The organism is Microbulbifer mixtoriginis (SeqCode), assembly GCF_052467515.1.
The window spans coordinates 1,474,413-1,491,166 of sequence record NZ_CP174314.1; the positions used below are offsets into that span (position 1 = coordinate 1,474,413).

The following is a 16,754-nucleotide window of genomic DNA, read 5'->3' on the forward strand; positions in this document are numbered from 1 at the left end:
GGTGACGGAGATTCGCAACAGGACACTATGGGTTACTGGAGCCAGTTCCGGCATTGGCCGTGCCTTGGTCTTGCGCCTTGCCGAGCATAATAACTTTGTAATTGCCAGTGGACGCCGGCGTGAAGCGCTAGAAGAGCTGCAACAGCTCGCTCCCACACATATTCGCATACTCGACTGCGATGTGGCCGACGACAGCGGTATGGCCTCTACCTTCGAGCGCCTCAAGGATTTAACCGATCATCTGGATACGGTAATTGCCTGTGCTGGCACTTGTGAGTACGACGATGATTTACAGCTTGATACCACAATGTACCGGCGGGTTTTTGATGCCAATTTCTTTGGTGTAGTGAATACATTGCATTGTGCTTTACCGCTGCTGGCTGTCAGTGCTTCTCCGGTTTTTGCCGCATTGGGCAGCTTATCTTCGCTAGTGCCATTCCCCAGGGCAGAGGCTTATGGCAGCTCCAAAGCCGCGCTGGATTATTTTCTGGCATCGGTACGTGGGGATGTCTGTCATACCAACCTCAAGGTCGTGTTGATCCGCCCTGGTTTTGTCGACACCCCGCTTACCGCGCAGAACGACTTTGACATGCCTTTTTTGATTAGCGCGGAGCAAGCAGCGGAGTATATTGAGGTGGGGTTGGCTCGCAGAAAATCCATAATCGATTTTCCTCTGCGCTTGAGCCTGCCACTGCGTTTTCTCGGATTTTTCCGTTCTCTTTGGTTTCGTTTTTGCACACCAAAAATAAGTAGGATTCGTACCTTAAGGAAGAGTTGATGCGTATTGCCATCGTCGGGAGTGGAATTGCCGGCATGACGGCGGCTTATCTTTTGAGTCGCAAGCACGAGATTACCTTGTTTGAATCACAGGACCGCCTGGGGGGGCATACTGCGACTATTGATGTAGAGGAAGAAGGCAAACGAACCCTGGCTATTGATACCGGTTTTATCGTGTATAACGACTGGACCTACCCAAATTTTATTCGTTTACTCAATGAACTGGGTGTCGAATCCCAGCCGACCTCTATGGGTTTCAGTGTGCGCTGTGATCGGGAGGGCTATGAGTATGCCGGCAACAATCTCAATACATTATTTTCCCAGCGCTCCAATCTTCTCAGTGCCGGCCACTGGCGCATGTTATGGGATATAGTGCGGTTTAATCGCACTGCTATGCGAGATTGGCGCGAGGGGCGTCTTCACGAGGGCCTGACCCTGGGGGAGTATTTACCGGCAAATGGCTATTCGGCCGAATTTGCCAACCGTTATCTGGTGCCCATGGGTTCGGCAATTTGGTCGGCCAGTGTGTCGCAGATGCTGGAATTCTCGGTGAGCTTTTTTGTGCGCTTCTTTTTCAATCACGGGCTGCTCAATCTGCTGCGGCGGCCACAGTGGCGCGTGATTAAAGGGGGCTCTCGCTCTTATATTCCTGCGCTGAGTGCGCCCTATGCCGACAGGATTCGGCTCTCCACTAAAGTGAAATCCCTCTGGCGCAATGAGCAAAGCGTAGAGCTAGTGACCAGTAAGGGCGAGCAGCTGACGTTTGATCAGGTAATCCTTGCCTGCCACTCGGATCAAGTGCTGGAATGCCTTAAAGATGCCTCTAATTTGGAGCGACAACTGCTCAGTGCCATCCCCTACGCGTGCAATAGTGTGGCTCTACATACCGATTCCACTTTATTACCACAGCACAGGCGCAGTTGGTCCAGCTGGAATTACCGCTTGCGTGCCGAAAGCGATGAGCTGCCGGTACTCACTTACAACATGAATATCCTGCAGGGATTGGCAACGGATAAAACCTATTGTGTCACCCTGAATGCTGAGGAGCGTATCAACCCTAAAAAAATTCTCGCTCGCTTTGAATACGCGCATCCCCAGTTTTCTGTGGCGGGTAATCGTGCCCAACAGCGGTGGGAGAGGATAAACGGAGTGAATCGTACCTGGTTTTGTGGCGCTTACTGGGCCAACGGCTTTCATGAAGATGGGGTATGCAGTGCGCTGCGGGTTGCCAAAGGGCTTGGGGTTGATTGGTGAAGGAAAAGCCAAAGGCTATCGTTTCTGGCGCGGCCATGAAGAGCGCTATTTATACTGGTTGGGTTCAGCATCGTCGTTTTGCGCCCCGTCAAAATCAGTTCCGCTACAAAGTGTTTATGGTTTATTTAGACTTGGCGGAGCTGGATGATTTTTGCTCGTTATCGCGCTGGTGGTCCAAAAAGTCCTGGGCACTGGCTCGATTTCGTCGCGAGGATTTTTTTGGCGATCCGAAACTCAGTGTCGAAGAGGCTGTATGTCTCAGAGTTGAGCGGGTTGCAGGAGAGCGCCCGCAAGGGCCCATACGCGTGCTCGCTAATTGGCGCTACTTTGGCTATAACATGAATCCCATCAGTATTTATTACTGTTTTGATGCCGAGGGCAGGGAAGTGCATTGGCTATTACTGGATGTTCATAATACTCCCTGGAAGGAGCGTCATAGCTATGTACTCGATTGCCGCTCTGGGGCTCGTGTACAGAAAGTAGCTTTTACAAAGACTTTTCACGTCTCCCCATTTATGCCGATTTCCCAGGGATATCGCTGGAGAAGTATTACTCCCGGCGATCGCCTAACCGCTTATTTACAGAATTTTGATTTAAGCGATGAGGAGCAGGAAGAGCGCCCCTTATTTGATGCCATTCTCAGTCTGCGCCGCAGTGAGCTGAGTGGTGACCTGCTCAATCGTATCCTGATCCAGTATCCATTTATGACCGTAAAAGTGATTGCCACAATTTATTGGCAGGCGCTGAAATTATGGTTCAAGCGCACACCTGTCTATGCCCATCCCGGTGGCAGGGGTGAAGTCCAGGGAGGGAAGAAGCGTTTATGAATGCAAAAGAATCTTCACAGGTTATTGTCGAAGGAGAGAGCCAGTCCTGGTTGATCAGGCTCGCCCGCAAGCTGGTTTTGGGCAAGATGCAAGTGATAGAGCGCGGCCATCTATTGATTGAAGAAGGGGGTAGCCATTACCGTTTTGGTCAACCAATTGAACAGGCAAAAGTTCGGGCGCATATTCGTGTGCGGGATCCCATTGCCTATGTACAGGTATTGTTAAACGGCACTATTGGTTCCGGTGAAGCCTATATGGAAAAGGTTTGGGACTCCCCGTGCTTATTGGATGTCATTCGCCTGATGGTTGACAATATGTCCCTGATTGAAAGTATGGATAGCCGCTGGAGTAAATTGCCCCGTGTGCTGCTGCGTGTCCTGCATTGTCTCAACAGTAACAACCGCAGTGGCTCACGCAAAAACATTGCTGCACATTACGATCAGGGAAATGATTTTTTTCAGTTATTCCTCGATAAAACCATGCTCTACTCCTCGGCGATATTTCCCTCAGAGCAGACAACCTTGTACCAGGCTTCCATCCATAAAATGGAGCATATTTGCCAAAAACTGCAATTAAAGCCCGGCGACCACTTGCTGGAAATAGGCACTGGTTGGGGGGGCATGGCCATTTATGCGGCAAAACACTACGGCTGCCAGGTAACCACTGCGACTATTTCTGAAAAACAATATCAATACGCTCGCCAATGGGTGGAGCGTGAAGGACTGCAAGATAAAGTACACGTGCTGCTACAGGACTACCGGGATTTAGAGGGACGCTTTGATAAACTGGTCTCTATTGAAATGGTTGAGGCAGTAGGGCACGAATACCACCACAAATTTTTCTCAATTTGTGGGCGCCTGCTTAAAGAGGATGGCCTGATGTTGATGCAGGCCATTACCATTTCGGATCAACGCTACCATCAATATCGCAAAGATATTGATTTTATCCAGCACTATATTTTTCCCGGCGGCTGTCTGCCATCCAATCAAGTGATTGCTCAGCAGATTGCCACGGCTACCGATATGCAGATTGTGGGGTTAGAGGATATTACTGCAGACTATGCGCGTACCTTGCAACATTGGCGCAAAGCATTTTTGAATCAGCTGCCGCAAGTGCGCAATTTGGGCTTTGACGATCGCTTTATCCGCATGTGGGAATTCTATTTGTGTTACTGCGAGGGTGGCTTTATGCAGCGGGTGATTAGTACTGCTCAGTTCGTCTTCGCCAAGCCACGCGCTCTTATCGACTGATATGTGGCGGTTGATAGTCAACGCTTTATTATTTGATATTGCCTGGCCTCTCTGTGTGATTGTCGCACGCCCCTGGATTGTAGTGCCCTTTACCTTGATCAATTTGTTCATCCACTTAACTTTTGTGGCAAACCTGCGTAGGGAGCCTTTGTGGTTGGGGGGTGTTTTTCTATTTGGTGTGGGGGTGGATTCCATTCTATTCCATTTAGGTGTCTTGCAAAATCTCAGCGGTATTTCTTGGCCACCCATCTGGCTGGTGTGTTTATGGTTGAACTTTGCGATGACATTGCGTTACAGCTTGGTGTTTTTGCAGCGTAATTTGTGGTTGGCAGTGTTGCTGGGTGGTTTTTTTGGTCCTTTTAGCTATTACACCGGCGCTTTTCTGAATGGCACCGTAGAGCTGGGTCAGCCCCTGTGGCAATCACTGATGATCCTGTCTCTAATTTGGGCATTGATATTGCCGGGATTTAGTTACTTGGCTCGCGCTATTAATCCCGCTTATCGGTAAAGAGTTTTAGCTCTGTTCACGGGTGAATTTTTATGTGAAAGCTTGTTTTTAAGCTTTTGCTTGGCAGGTAGGCCCCTTTCCTTGAAGACTCCCTAAAGACCTCTTAACTTTTTCCTCCAGGCAATCACAATGGCTTTGGCAGGTTCGAAAGCCATATCAAATTCCGATTGTTAGGCTATTTGGTCACTCTTTTCTTCGCTTTTTCTCACTGTCGACTGGCGCCATCTTCAACCAACAGCTAAACCTAAAGATGAAAAGCGTGACATATACGCAATCTCTAGGCTCAGGCTGTAAGAGGTGACCGATGAAAACTGGTATTAGCGCAACTGCAGGATTTTGCATAGCTCTATTAGCTGGCTGTGCTGCTCAACCGGAACAGGTACCTGGTGCCGGTGGCATTGTGATTGATACCTGGGGCGTCAATATGAACCAGTATCAAATCGACCTCTCTGAGTGTAAGGGGATTGCTTATTCCACCTACAGCGACCAGGGGCGCCGGGGGTTAACCGGTGCTGCGGGCGGTGCTGTAGTGGGCGGCGCGCTGGGCGCTATTGTGGGTGATAGCAGTCGCGCAGCGGCGGCAGGTGCTGGAGCGGGCGCTCTGGTGGGTGGCCTCTCTGGTGCTGGCAGTGCCGGTGCAGAAGCCCAGCAGATTATCAAGAACTGTCTGCGCGGACGCGGATATCGCGTGCTCAATTAATTCCCCTCACAGGAGTTAGCCAGGTTTTCTCGTGGGTCCTCTGATATTCGGCAACCTCACAGGACTTGGCTTGGGCCGGGAAACCCCCGGCTCTTTTTTTTCACTCTTCTTAGCCGCGGCTTTTTAGGCCGAATGCACAGGGTTGATCTTCAGTGAATACCACGGGAGTAGGTTATGACCAGTGGGACTACCATCAATGCCTATGGGGTTATGCAAGCCGGCGGGCCCTTTAAACCGTATCAGGTAGAAGTGGGGGATCTGGGAGCAACAGAGGTGGAGTTGGAGGTGCTCTACTGTGGTATTTGCCACAGTGATCTCAGCATGATTGAGGATGAGTGGGGGGTGTCCAAGTTCCCCATAGTTGCGGGTCATGAAGTGATTGGACGGGTGTTGGCTGCGGGAGAGCAGGCCGGGCACTTTAAGCCCGGTACGGTTGTCGGCCTGGGTTGGAATTCCGGCTATTGTGAGACCTGCCACTACTGCCGGCGGGGCGATCAAAATTTGTGTGCCGAAGCTCGCTTTACCACCCTTACCGGCGGGGGCTTTGCCGATAAAGTTCGTGCAGATATGGGTAGCCTGGTGGTTATTCCAGAGGGAGTAGACCTAGTTTCGGCTGGGCCTCTCCTGTGTGGCGGCATTACGGTATTTAACCCTCTGATACAGTTTGATATTCAACCGACGGCTAAAGTGGGGGTGATTGGTATAGGAGGCCTGGGGCATTTGGCCTTGATGTTTTTGAATGCCTGGGGTTGTGAGGTAACGGCATTTACTTCCAGTGAGCATAAGCGCACCGAAGCTTTGTCTCTCGGTGCTCACAAGACATTGAATTCACGTGATCCGGAGGAAATTAAATCAGCCTCCATGAGTTTCGATTTCATAATCTCCACGGTCAATGTCAATCTGGATTGGGATTTATATATTCAGGCTTTAAAACCAAAAGGGCGCCTGCATTTTGTCGGTGCTGTTGTGGATCCAATCCAGTTTACCCTCTTCCCCATGATATTTGGCCAGCGCGATATCTCAGCTTCTCCAGTGGGTAGCCCTGCAGCCATTGAAACGATGCTCGACTTTGTCGCACACCATCAGATCAGGCCGCAGGTGGAAATTTATCCTATGAGCCAGATAGAAGAAGCTTTTAAGCATTTGAAATCGGGCAATCCGAAGTATCGTATCGTGCTGTCCAGGGAGTAATAGGAGGGATTGGGGTGCTATTAGGGTCAACAGCAGGGTATTGCGATCAATGGCGACCTTCTCAAACCTTTCGATACGCGGGATCTGATTTTATTTTCTTTATTTGTTCTTAGTGAGCTGTAAATAAACCGCTTAATCTTGATGGCACTTAAGGTGCCTTTTTCTGGTTGTTATTCCTCTCTGTGAACATTTTCGAAATGCAGGTAGGCATGCATGTACCATTTATTTGGATGCTCAATGAGAGGGAATCATTTTCTAGTGAATTTTTAACTGTGGGTGCAGTCGTATAAATTTCTTTGGCAATAAAAAATAAATATAAGGTGATTATAGTAAGGTTGAGCTGCAGGGTTGCGAGGGAAGGGGTTTAGGTGCTTGTTTATAAAATTTTTCCCTGAAAGATAACTAAACAATTTACTTGCTAGAGCTTTTGTCTGTGTAGCGTTTGTTTGTTGGTTTAGAGTTCTTGGAGGTACTTATTTAAAAGATGAAGCTTTGGTGTAAGCTAAAAACTTCTCTAAATAGAGAATTTAGTATCAGTTTGAGTGTTACACTTTTTGTAAGGTTCAAATAAATATTTGTACTTGTGCGTTTGGTTTTAAATTTAGGGGAGCTCTAAAAAGTAAGAAACTTGACCAAGTTTGAAAGACATTAATTTGCATTGAAAGTTAATTTCCAGATCTTTAATAAAGATAAAAGGTAAGATTCTGTGAGTAGTCCAGTTAAAAACTCCAAAATAAGATCCCAGTTCAATATTTCAATCTGCCACTTGATTGCACAGCAAATGAAAGCAGCTCCTCATCGCATAGCGATTATTGATGGGGAGGTCAGAGTTAGCTACGAGTGCCTGCTGCAGCGGGCCGGCGCGATTGCGGCGGAGCTTGAGCGCCGGGATATTCAACCCGGCGTCTTGGTGGGGGTATGCATGAAGCGCTCCTGGGAGCTTGTGGCAACTTTAATTGGCGTAATGCGAGCAGGGTGTGCCTATGTACCTTTGGACCCAGCTTACCCTCAAGATCGTGTGGGTTACATGCTGGAACATTCAGGTGCTGTGGCAGCTATCGTGGATAGTGATAGCTCTGCGGACCTATGTCGCGAAGCGGGCGAATTAATCTGGATCAACAGAGTGAGTGATCAAGACAAAGAATTTTCAGCTGATTCTGCGGGACCATCAGCCAGTGACCTGGCCTATGTGATCTATACCTCTGGTTCTACCGGCAAGCCAAAAGGTGTTGCGGTTGAGCATCGGTGTATTGTGGCCATGTGCCACTCTATGGATGAATTGTTCAGTGAGGAAGAACTCCGGGGGGTCTTTGCAGGGGCCTCAATCTGTTTCGATACTTCTGTAATGGAAATCTTCGGTACCTTGTCACTTGGGGGCACAGTAATACTGGGTAAGAATATTCTGGAATTACCAAACCACCCGGCAGCAGATCAAGTCAGAACTTGCGTATCTGTTGCCTCCGCAATGCAGACATTATTAGCTTCCGAGAAGTTGCCAGCTGGACTTCAGTGTCTTGTATTTGGTGGAGAGGCATTAAAGCGGTCTCTGGTTGATCAAGTTTATACCTTGAGGCCAGGGCTGCGGTTGTTTAACGCCTATGGTCCTACCGAAGATACCGTGTACTCGACCATTGCCGAAATTAAGCCTGGCACTAAGTCGATCACAATTGGAAAATCAGTACCAGGCTCCCGTGCCTATATTTTAAATAAGTCCATGCAACCCGTTTCTTCAGGAGAAGCCGGTGAGTTGTATCTTGCAGGAGGTAAGCTGGCAAGAGGTTATTTATATGACGAAGCCCTCACTATAGAACGTTTCATCGAAATAGAATCTAGCGACCTTATCCAAGATAGCCGCTTATATAAAACTGGGGACCTGTGTCAGTGGGCGGAAAATGGAGAGATCGAATTTCTTGGCCGAATCGACCAGCAGGTTAAGGTCAGGGGGTTCCGCATTGAGCTTGGGGAGATAGAGTCGATGCTTGAGACTATGCCGGGTATTGATGCTGCTGCAGCGGCCGCTGTAGATGGTGGTATTGGCCAGAAAATGCTCGCGGTCTATATTGTTAACCAGGATAAAACGGTAACAGATACAGCCGTTAAAGAGTTCCTGGCACAGCGACTTCCAAAATATATGGTTCCGCAAATTGTGAGGCACCTTGAAGTATTACCTATGCTCCCCAACGATAAGCTCGATCGCAAAAAGCTTATGGAGCTAGAGGAGGGCTATGCTGGTTTGGAATTAAGTGTTGATACAGAGAATAATTCCAGTGACTTGATGCAACGCCTGATTGGTTCCAGCTCAGAGCAGCAAAGCATCTTATTATCGATTATTCAAAGAGAGGTGGCCGTTCTCCTGAATTTTCCTGATCCGAAAGAAGTATCTCCAGAACAGTCCTTCTCTGGTCTCGGCCTCGATTCCCTCACAACTCTGGAATTGGCCAGACGTTTGAGCAACAACTTGGGTCGCTCGGTTGCTTCCCAGGCGATTATTAATTACGCCACTCCTAATGCCCTAGCGAACTACATCCTCGGTACTTTGAGTGATGGCGAAGCCAAGGGTTCGGATGAAAAAGTGAACCGCACTGCATCGGATTCACTTGCCAGCTTCCAATCGCATATCCAGTCCAGCCATCCTACATTCCAGGCTGCAAAAGCGCCGTCCTGGTCTGCACTGGATAAGAGTAAGCTGGTGCAGGAAGTCATGTATATGGTGAACGACCAGCGCAGAAATCCCTACAGCAAAGTCTTGCGCACAGGTAGCGCCACTCATGGCACGGTGAGTGATGTTTACAACGATGAAGAACAGGAAGCAATAATCTGGACCACCAATCTATATCTTGGCCTGAACCGAGATAAGAAAGTTATGCAGGAGGCCGCTTCCGCAGTAGCAAAATTTGGTACTGGTATGGGGACCTCTGCGGCAGCATCAGGCCTCACAGATCTTCACCTGGAGTTCGAGACCGAGTTTGCACAGCTGGTTGGAAAGCCGAGCGCTTGCCTGTTCCCAACAGGTTATACCGCTAATGTTGGAGTGGTTGCAGGGCTTCTTGGTAAAGACGATGTAGTGGTTATCGATCAGCTTTGTCATGCATCTATTGTGGATGGTGCTCGTCTTTGTGGTGCCACGATAAGGACCTTCAAACATAATGATGTGGCCGACCTGGAGTCTGTGCTTGAGTCGGAAGTATCCCCATACCGAACGGTCCTGGTTGTTCTGGAGGGCGTATACAGCATGGGAGAGGGCGCCGCACCGGTAGCCAAAATTGTCCGCGCGGCCAAGAAATATGACGCGCTTGTCTTGGTAGATGAGGCACATTCTTTCGGTTTTTATGGTGAAGGTGGCGCGGGCATTTGTGCCGCTCAGGGAGTTACCGATCAAGTAGACTTTATTATGACAACGCTCAGTAAGGCACTTGGTAGCCTCGGTGGCGTTATTGCGGCGAAGGAAGAATATGTAGATCTTTTGAGATCATCATCCAGAGCTTACATTTTCCAGGCTTCGATCAGTCCTGCAGATATTGCCGCGGCATTGACTGCTTTGCGCAGGCTCAGTACTGATGATGGTTTACGGGAGCGGCTCTGGGATACGACACGCTATATGCGGCAGCGCTTCGAACAAGCTGGCTACGATTTGGGAACAGGGGATGGGCCTATTGTCACGCCGCACTTTAGTAGCAAAGACAAGCTGTTTGCGATAGTACAGGAATTATATAAGCGTGGTGTTCAGACATCAGCGGTTACCTATCCCATAGTGGAGAGTGGGCGTGGCCGACTCCGACTTATTTGCTCGGCAGCCCACACGAAAGAGGATGTCGATAAAACTGTTGAAGCTTTGATTGAGGCGGAGCGGGAAGTTGATAGCTCATTGGTGGCAAGTAAAGAGCTATCGATGGATTCAAACTCTGCACAGTCCGAAGTAGAAGATTGGGCTCATAGTTTTTCCAGCTATCTTAAACGATCACTGGCCAAGCGCTCTGGTCCAACGCCAAACTTGTCTTTATCCATTCGTGTTTCTGACCAGTCAGAGCCAGTAAGGATTTTGTATTACGACGGCAATATCACTTTGAGCGATCATGAAATTTCCGGTCTGCCCACGTGTTCAATACTTTTTAAAAGCAGCGGGGCTATTTCCGCCTTGCACTCCTCCGATGTACAAAGTCTGCTTAAGAGCATCTGCGAAGGAGGCTGTGTGTTAAATGGCCAAGTGGAAGTGTTTATTTGGTTTATCGCGCGCATGGTCGATCTGCGGCGAGGCTCTAAAGAGTCGGCGCGCCGCGAGCAAGCCGTTTGCTAGTTGAGGTGAAGAAATAACTTAGCGCCAAAAAGGCTCTAGATGTTTGGCCCCTAGGCAAATGCTGCGGGGCCTCTATCCAAATTAAGATGGTAGCTGGGAAGCTCAGATAAGAGTATCTACAGAAGCAGAGGGGTTACAGGGTTTCTACAGTTGTGTTTCTCCTCTGTAGGGCCGCGCTCCTTGCAGGCTTTACTATTTTGCTTATCTATCAGCAGAGTTGTCGAAGGTTTTGACTGATTTCGACTGTCCAGCTTTCAGAAACCCCAGCGCGTTCAGCAAAGCCCTGCCACTGCTTCACGGCTGCTGCTACCTCTTCAATAATATCCATGGGCCGTTTAATACTGATTGCTCTTCCCACGGCAAGCAAATCCTCAAGTTGGAAGTGGTCGCGTTTGCCATTGATGCTCATCTGATGCTGGCTGGTCCAGGCGCCGCCCGGATTGTGGGCATAGGTTACATCGAATGCTGGCGATAGAGACCATTCGCCTTCGGGGTTCATCAGGAACGCGATATTCTTTGTATGATCATCCTGGTTTCTGGCTAAAACATTGAATACCATTCGGCGATATTGCTGAATCGCCTCATTCTTGGGCAGGTAAAGTTCACGCATAACGCTAAAGGCTTGTTCGTATGAATGGGCACCAGCCATGTTGAAATCCAGGTGCGCGATGCCGCAGAGAGACTGCATATGTAGTTTCTTGCCATTTACCCGATCGAAGCGCCGCGTCATAAAGTGCGCTCTGCCATTTTCTTGCAAGAGCTGGCAGTCTGCCATGTTAATACCGGCTTCGATGGCCATCAGATGATAAGCATATTCAATGCGTCCATACCCATCGGTTGTACCGAGCTCAAGGTCTCCGGCACCATCGAATTTTAGTAGCCAATAATCGTAATCACGGGATGCGGGAACTTGGCCTGAACGTATATCTCCTTTGTTATTGATGGCAATAACTGCTTTTGCTCTGGCGCCCCCAGCGCTAGTGCCCACTCTTAATATGTCCAGCAGTGCACCGGATTTCTCCGCATCGCTGTTGCCAAGTTGGGCGTTAAGGTCCGTCTGCTTATGAGTGATTGTTGCTGCTAGTTTTACCAGCTCTTCAATATTGAGATCGACGGAATCCCTAAAACTACCATCTACTGCAGGCTGAAATTCCAGTGCGCCCATTCCACGGGTACCGGTATAACAAAGTCGCTCAATAGGGTTAAAGCTTTCCGGAGTTCTCCCCTGCCGGGCGAGCCAGGCATCAATAACGGCATTACCGAATTTGTCCGGCAGGCAGTCTGCAAGGAGCCCCGGTAAGCCCTTAAAGGTGTCCCGGCTGAGAGTGCGGAACGTATAGGGCTCCTTTGAAGCTTCGATAGGCATGGTAATTGGAGCAATATCCAATCCACTCTGCAGAAATTCCGGTGCGTACTCAAAGGCTCCATACCCAGTACTATCCCAGTGGACGGCTCCAACTATCTCTCCCCATAATTGCACCACTGCTGTATTTGTTTGGCTTACCATTCTGGTTTACCTCTCTTTTTATTTTTGCTTGTGCGTGTCTTGGGGGGGCTTTCTGCAGAGGTCTCTTTAAGTGCTTTCTCAGCGTTAGAGGCTCTGGCTCTTTTTCGCTGTTTGCCGTGAAGAGCAAGTTGCATAGGGCTGACTGTTGGAGCCGGGAGAAAAGCTTCCAGTGCGTCCAACCGGCGTAGGACTCTCAGTGCGGCGACCAGGCTGTCTAGCCTGCCGCGACCAGCCTCTAAACCTTTGATGGTGGAGGTGGATAAGCCGGCGCGTTCAGCCATATCATCCTGGGTGAGATTCATGCGCAAGCGATACTCTCTAAGCCGGTCGCCCAGTGTCGCAAGTATCTGCTTATCGGATTGTCCATGGAAGTTCATAATAGCTGTTTTTCAATCTTTTATGAGTGAAAATATACTTTAATAGGTGATTTTTTGTCTATTATAGCAAGATTGGATAACATGTCATTAATAGGTGCATTTATACCTTTTAAGCTTAGTCTAACCTTTTTTTAGGTGTAAAAGCATCTTTTAGAGTAGTGCAGGGAGTCGCTAATTAAACTGTGAAGCGGATACCTCTCCCTCATGGCAGGGATGAGATGGGTAGGTAGGGATATCCAGTTGGCCGGGAAGAGAGTTACCGACAATGGTAAAGAGAGGCGAAACCTAATAGCTCACATCGCATTTCTTTACATAGAGCTTTCCAGTGTTGACAGATGTTGTATCTCCTACACTTTTGATCCCACAAAATCATGGCTCCACTTGTGGGGGTGACGGGCAATGGAGAGGGTGTGGGCTTGGTTCATATCAATGAAAAACAAGAATTGATGTTTGGTGGCTGGGATACCAGTGGAAGGGATTTGCTCAGCTATCATGGAGGGATTATACGGTGGGTAAAACAATGCTCGTATTTCTTATTTTATGGATTGGATAGAAGCTTCTATATCTGCAGAAGAATAGAAGTAGCGCTTAGGGTTGGCAGGAGGCTACAGGAGGTAAAAGGATGAGTTTCTGAGTTGAGTTTATTGCGCGGCATATTTGTAACTCGCTATTTGGATACTATTGTAAGAATGTTATGTATAACCAGCCACTGGCATTTTTGACACACAACACTGATGAAAATCCGATTTCGAAATTTTAATCGTGGAGAGGATCAGTATCCCTGGATTAAAAATATACCCGGTGAGCTGATACGGAAGCCGAAATATTTAGTAGCTTGGGAGTTTTTGCAGTTCTTACTTGCCGTACTCGGGAGCGCTATGGTGTATTTTTATGCGGCCTCGTGGGAGCATTGGGTGCTCATTGGCATACCTGCTAGTTATTTAGCGGCCGCTTTATTACTGGCTTTTGATAATCCTTTGTATAGAGCTGTATCACTTCTCTCTGTGCTGGCTAGTATAGTGTTTTTACTATATCTGGGTTCTCAGGAAGGGAATACCACCCTCTTATTAATTCCTGGGGGCTTTCTGGCTTGTTGGTGCAGCAGTATGTATTTGGGACGCAATGCAAAATCCTATTATGCTTGGTGTAAAGCGAAACGTTATGATTTTGGTTTAGGGGAGAGACTAGTTATCAATTAGCCAAGTTCCTTGGCAGAAATGTATCACCCAGAGAGTAATCGAAGGTTGGATTTGGAGTACTGAAATGTATGAGATGCTAGTAGGTTTGGATGTCAGTAATGATGATGTCTACCAAGTATATCGTAACGCTATGAGGCCTATATTGGAGTCTTATGGTGGTTCGTTTGGCTATGATTTTAGGGTGTCAGAGGTGTTGAAATCTGAGAGTAATTTTAAAATAAATCGTGTGTTTACAATCAGGTTTCCATCTGAGCAGATAATGAATGACTTTTTCTCCAGTCCTAAATATACGGCTGTAAAGAAAAAGTATTTTGAGTTGTCGGTTCTTAGTACAACGATTATAGCTGGCTATGAAAAGCATACTTAGTGGAGTGCGAAGTATGGGGTGCATTGTTAATTCCTGCCAGGGTTCAGATTTTTGGCCCCCAGCTTTTCTGGGCTTCTTTTACATTTTCAGTTTATATTCCCTGTATGTCAGTCGATAAATTTTTAGGGTCTGGGCCCACTTTATGATCCAATGTCATTAGTGATGCGGGGCTATATTCGTTAGCAATTTTCCACTTGGTATCCTTGTGTTATTTGTGTTGCATAGACAAATGGTACTTGAGGATTTTGGTTTGTGCTTCTGAGATTTACCTGATCATGAATTTTATCAAAATCCACATGGCAGGCTTTAGGGGGAGAAGGGGTTCAATAGAAAAAAGTGTGAGCCTCTTCTAGTTGCCCTAATAAAAATCATTAAGGATGTTGACATTCAAAGGTAAGCAAGTAATCTCGAAAAAGGTTACATTTGTCAATTCTGACATGTTGTGGCTATACCTAGCTCTTCACAAAAGCTACTGGTTTGGTGATTGGTCAGGGCAATATTATTTGGTACTGGTGTTCAGGTTCTTGTGGCAGAACCCATATGAAAGGAATGGGCTCTTGTGGGGCGGGAAACTATTGGCCTCGGCATTTAATACATAAGGTGGCCGCACTATCTGGAATTTTTCCCTTATAGATTTAAAGGACTATATATGTATATCGAAAGTGATTTCAAAAAAGAGATCGAGGGGCTTTTGAATCCGGCGGATCGTACCGCGCAACATATCGAAGCTTGCTGGCAGGTTTACAATAATGCTGCCACCACTAAGGATGGAAAGATCGTCGCTGGTAGTATTGAAGATTTGCATGAGGCATTAAAGGTTTTTGGGCCAACCAATTCAAGAGATAACGGCTCAGTGTTGAGAACAAAAACCTGGTCAATTATTTTGAATGACGCATGGATATTGGGAGCCGTACACGCCAAAGCTGAGGTGGAGCTGGTTTCCCGGCCGACTTCCTCGACTATCGCTAATAAAGACTTTAAGAGTGGTGACCCTCTGGATCGTATTTTTAGGGTGACCGGTAGAGAGCTAATCGGACTGAAAAGTTTCGGTTATTCTGTGGTTCAGGGTCCCCTGATCTACAAGAGCCACACGGCTAAGGTTATTAATATGATGAGCTGTATAGATCATCGCTTGGCTGAAAGTGCCACCTTCAGCAAGTACAAAGAGACGATTATACGCCAGGCGGGGGTTATGGCTTATAAAGGTATTACAGCCATTAATAGCTTTCTGGATGCTTAGAGCGTTTTTAGGGAGGCTGATGTTTAATTATTAGCTTCCCGGCTTTATATTTTTCTACCGTTCCGCTGTTAAAAATAGAGTTGTATTCTTTCTCTTATATCTGCACTAATAGCGCTGTAAAAATTGCTTTCCTTGCGGCCAGTTTGTTGGGTTGGGCAGGTAGTCTTGATTGCCGATTATATTTTTTATTGCTTCTTGATGAGGTTTAGCTTGTGAGTTTTATTTTTCGTGAGGGGGCCAGTGGCAAAGAAAAAGTTTATACCCTGGTATCCATGACGATAGTGCTTTTATTGATGGGTTCTGCCAGCGTTGGTAGATACCAGTTCTATGAGAATCCAGGCTATGGTGGTGTAATTGTTGGGCTTTTGGCTGCGATTTGGGTTCTACCTGCTCTCCTGGATAAGCACCCCTCAAACAAGATAATCCGCTCGAATATTGTTATTCGGGGTATTTACTGGGTTCTGTGGTATTTAATTTCTTATGGGCTGACTTGGGGAACGGTGTATTATGCTATCCCCGCATACTATACAAATACGTTTGGCGAAGAGGCTAGCTTTGAGCAGGTTGTTACCCGTAAAGGGGTGAGGACAGGTCGCTTGGGACATACTTGCTATAGTATTGATTATGGTCAGCCTTACTCTACATGTGTAAATCAACGTTTTTTTGACTCGGTTGAGGCGGGAGATACTATAAGGCTTAATGTGTTAGAAAGTCACTCTGGTTACTTTGTGCGCTCTGTCCAAAAGTTGAACTCTAAAAATGCTTCAGGAGAACTGATTGGAATATTGCAATTTTAAAGTGGTTTATTGCCTGGGTGTGCAAGGGCAGTTTAAGGCATCAGGGGTTTGAGAATGTTGGTTCTTTAATTTCTCTATTTAATCCCTCTTATCTCTATGTCTTGAGGTCTGCCCCAGAATCAACTATTAATACCAGCGGTTGCGCCTATGGAGTCGCTTTAGGTAGTCCCGCTCGCGATAATAGAGATCATCGTCATAGCAAATAAAATCACAGAATCTCTTATCGCTAACACAGTCGGCTGGAATCTCCCGGTTATTTTTAAGGCACCGATAGTAAACATGCTTGCAGGTTCTCAGGCATCTTTTGCGGGCCTCCTGCTCATTGAGGCTCCTCGCCAAGGAGAGTGAGGAGGCTCCTAAAAACACTAGGAGTATGCATATTACCAGCGTCAATTTTCCAGTTGCCATACTGATTGCCGCATCTGTGAATGTCTCACCGGGAAACAGTAATGTTTACCGTGATGAA

At 47.4% G+C, this 16,754-nt stretch carries 14 protein-coding genes; 12 read left to right on the top strand and 2 right to left on the bottom strand.

Features of this window, described 5'->3' with window-relative positions; genetic code table 11:
* Position 1 precedes the first annotated feature (1 nt).
* The 8 genes from ACJJIT_RS06310 (at position 2) to ACJJIT_RS06345 (ending at position 10,801) form a co-directional block, all read left to right on the top strand.
* Positions 2-778, top strand: a complete 777-nt coding sequence (locus ACJJIT_RS06310; protein ID WP_444886651.1) for an SDR family NAD(P)-dependent oxidoreductase — start codon at positions 2-4, stop codon at positions 776-778.
* Positions 778-2,031, top strand: a complete 1,254-nt coding sequence (locus ACJJIT_RS06315; protein ID WP_444900336.1) for an NAD(P)/FAD-dependent oxidoreductase — start codon at positions 778-780, stop codon at positions 2,029-2,031. The genes ACJJIT_RS06310 and ACJJIT_RS06315 overlap by 1 nt, the downstream gene beginning before the upstream one ends.
* Complete coding sequence (locus tag ACJJIT_RS06320) at positions 2,028-2,858, top strand: DUF1365 domain-containing protein (RefSeq protein ID WP_444900337.1); 831 nt, start codon at positions 2,028-2,030, stop codon at positions 2,856-2,858. Before ACJJIT_RS06315 ends, ACJJIT_RS06320 begins: the two co-directional genes overlap by 4 nt.
* A complete protein-coding gene (locus ACJJIT_RS06325; protein ID WP_444900338.1) occupies positions 2,855-4,108 on the top strand; it encodes a class I SAM-dependent methyltransferase in 1,254 nt (417 codons plus the stop codon). Before ACJJIT_RS06320 ends, ACJJIT_RS06325 begins: the two co-directional genes overlap by 4 nt.
* Before the next feature lies 1 nt (position 4,109).
* Positions 4,110-4,616 (top strand): DUF2878 domain-containing protein, encoded by a 507-nt coding sequence (locus ACJJIT_RS06330; protein WP_444884339.1) that lies wholly within the window; start codon positions 4,110-4,112, stop codon positions 4,614-4,616.
* 304 nt (positions 4,617-4,920) lie between these two features.
* Positions 4,921-5,316 (top strand): glycine zipper family protein, encoded by a 396-nt coding sequence (locus tag ACJJIT_RS06335; RefSeq protein ID WP_252082282.1) that lies wholly within the window; start codon positions 4,921-4,923, stop codon positions 5,314-5,316.
* A gap of 174 nt (positions 5,317-5,490) precedes the next feature.
* Entirely contained in the window at positions 5,491-6,507 is a 1,017-nt protein-coding gene (gene ahr, locus ACJJIT_RS06340) for an NADPH-dependent aldehyde reductase Ahr (protein ID WP_444886646.1), read from the top strand.
* Between the two features lie 781 nt (positions 6,508-7,288).
* Positions 7,289-10,801: an amino acid adenylation domain-containing protein gene (locus ACJJIT_RS06345; protein ID WP_444900339.1), complete on the top strand. Its 3,513-nt coding sequence runs from the start codon at positions 7,289-7,291 to the stop codon at positions 10,799-10,801.
* 208 nt (positions 10,802-11,009) lie between these two features.
* On the opposite strand, the gene ACJJIT_RS06350 is transcribed toward ACJJIT_RS06345, so the two are convergent.
* Together ACJJIT_RS06350 and ACJJIT_RS06355 are read right to left on the bottom strand one after the other, a co-directional pair.
* A complete protein-coding gene (locus tag ACJJIT_RS06350) occupies positions 11,010-12,308 on the bottom strand; it encodes a type II toxin-antitoxin system HipA family toxin (RefSeq protein ID WP_444900340.1) in 1,299 nt (432 codons plus the stop codon).
* Positions 12,302-12,685 (bottom strand): helix-turn-helix transcriptional regulator, encoded by a 384-nt coding sequence (locus ACJJIT_RS06355; RefSeq protein ID WP_444900341.1) that lies wholly within the window; start codon positions 12,683-12,685, stop codon positions 12,302-12,304. The genes ACJJIT_RS06350 and ACJJIT_RS06355 overlap by 7 nt, the downstream gene beginning before the upstream one ends.
* A gap of 734 nt (positions 12,686-13,419) precedes the next feature.
* Here ACJJIT_RS06355 and ACJJIT_RS06360 point away from each other — a divergent pair.
* The 4 genes from ACJJIT_RS06360 to ACJJIT_RS06375 all read left to right on the top strand — a co-directional run bounded on the left by ACJJIT_RS06360 (position 13,420) and on the right by ACJJIT_RS06375 (position 16,288).
* Positions 13,420-13,884: a hypothetical protein gene (locus ACJJIT_RS06360; protein ID WP_444900342.1), complete on the top strand. Its 465-nt coding sequence runs from the start codon at positions 13,420-13,422 to the stop codon at positions 13,882-13,884.
* A 64-nt stretch (positions 13,885-13,948) separates the two neighbouring features.
* Positions 13,949-14,251 carry a DUF1330 domain-containing protein gene (locus tag ACJJIT_RS06365; RefSeq protein ID WP_252082272.1) on the top strand — a complete coding sequence of 101 codons (303 nt, stop codon included), beginning with the start codon at positions 13,949-13,951 and terminating at the stop codon, positions 14,249-14,251.
* Between the two features lie 649 nt (positions 14,252-14,900).
* Positions 14,901-15,491: a hypothetical protein gene (locus ACJJIT_RS06370; protein WP_444900343.1), complete on the top strand. Its 591-nt coding sequence runs from the start codon at positions 14,901-14,903 to the stop codon at positions 15,489-15,491.
* 212 nt (positions 15,492-15,703) lie between these two features.
* The gene (locus ACJJIT_RS06375; RefSeq protein ID WP_444900344.1) at positions 15,704-16,288 is read left to right on the top strand and encodes a hypothetical protein; all 585 of its coding nucleotides are present in this window, start codon (positions 15,704-15,706) and stop codon (positions 16,286-16,288) included.
* Positions 16,289-16,754 lie beyond the last annotated feature (466 nt).

Bases quoted from the DNA above. Each gene is read 5' to 3' on its own strand.
- ACJJIT_RS06315 (WP_444900336.1), top strand. From the start codon at position 778: ATGCGTATTGCCATCGTCGGGAGTGGAATTGCCGGCATGACGGCGGCT.
- ACJJIT_RS06325 (WP_444900338.1), top strand. From the start codon at position 2,855: ATGAATGCAAAAGAATCTTCACAGGTTATTGTCGAAGGAGAGAGCCAG.
- ACJJIT_RS06330 (WP_444884339.1), top strand. From the start codon at position 4,110: ATGTGGCGGTTGATAGTCAACGCTTTATTATTTGATATTGCCTGGCCT.
- ACJJIT_RS06335 (WP_252082282.1), top strand. From the start codon at position 4,921: ATGAAAACTGGTATTAGCGCAACTGCAGGATTTTGCATAGCTCTATTA.
- ahr (WP_444886646.1), top strand. From the start codon at position 5,491: ATGACCAGTGGGACTACCATCAATGCCTATGGGGTTATGCAAGCCGGC.
- ACJJIT_RS06345 (WP_444900339.1), top strand. From the start codon at position 7,289: ATGAAAGCAGCTCCTCATCGCATAGCGATTATTGATGGGGAGGTCAGA.
- ACJJIT_RS06350 (WP_444900340.1), bottom strand. From the start codon at position 12,308: ATGGTAAGCCAAACAAATACAGCAGTGGTGCAATTATGGGGAGAGATA.
- ACJJIT_RS06355 (WP_444900341.1), bottom strand. From the start codon at position 12,685: ATGAACTTCCATGGACAATCCGATAAGCAGATACTTGCGACACTGGGC.
- ACJJIT_RS06360 (WP_444900342.1), top strand. From the start codon at position 13,420: ATGAAAATCCGATTTCGAAATTTTAATCGTGGAGAGGATCAGTATCCC.
- ACJJIT_RS06365 (WP_252082272.1), top strand. From the start codon at position 13,949: ATGTATGAGATGCTAGTAGGTTTGGATGTCAGTAATGATGATGTCTAC.
- ACJJIT_RS06370 (WP_444900343.1), top strand. From the start codon at position 14,901: ATGTATATCGAAAGTGATTTCAAAAAAGAGATCGAGGGGCTTTTGAAT.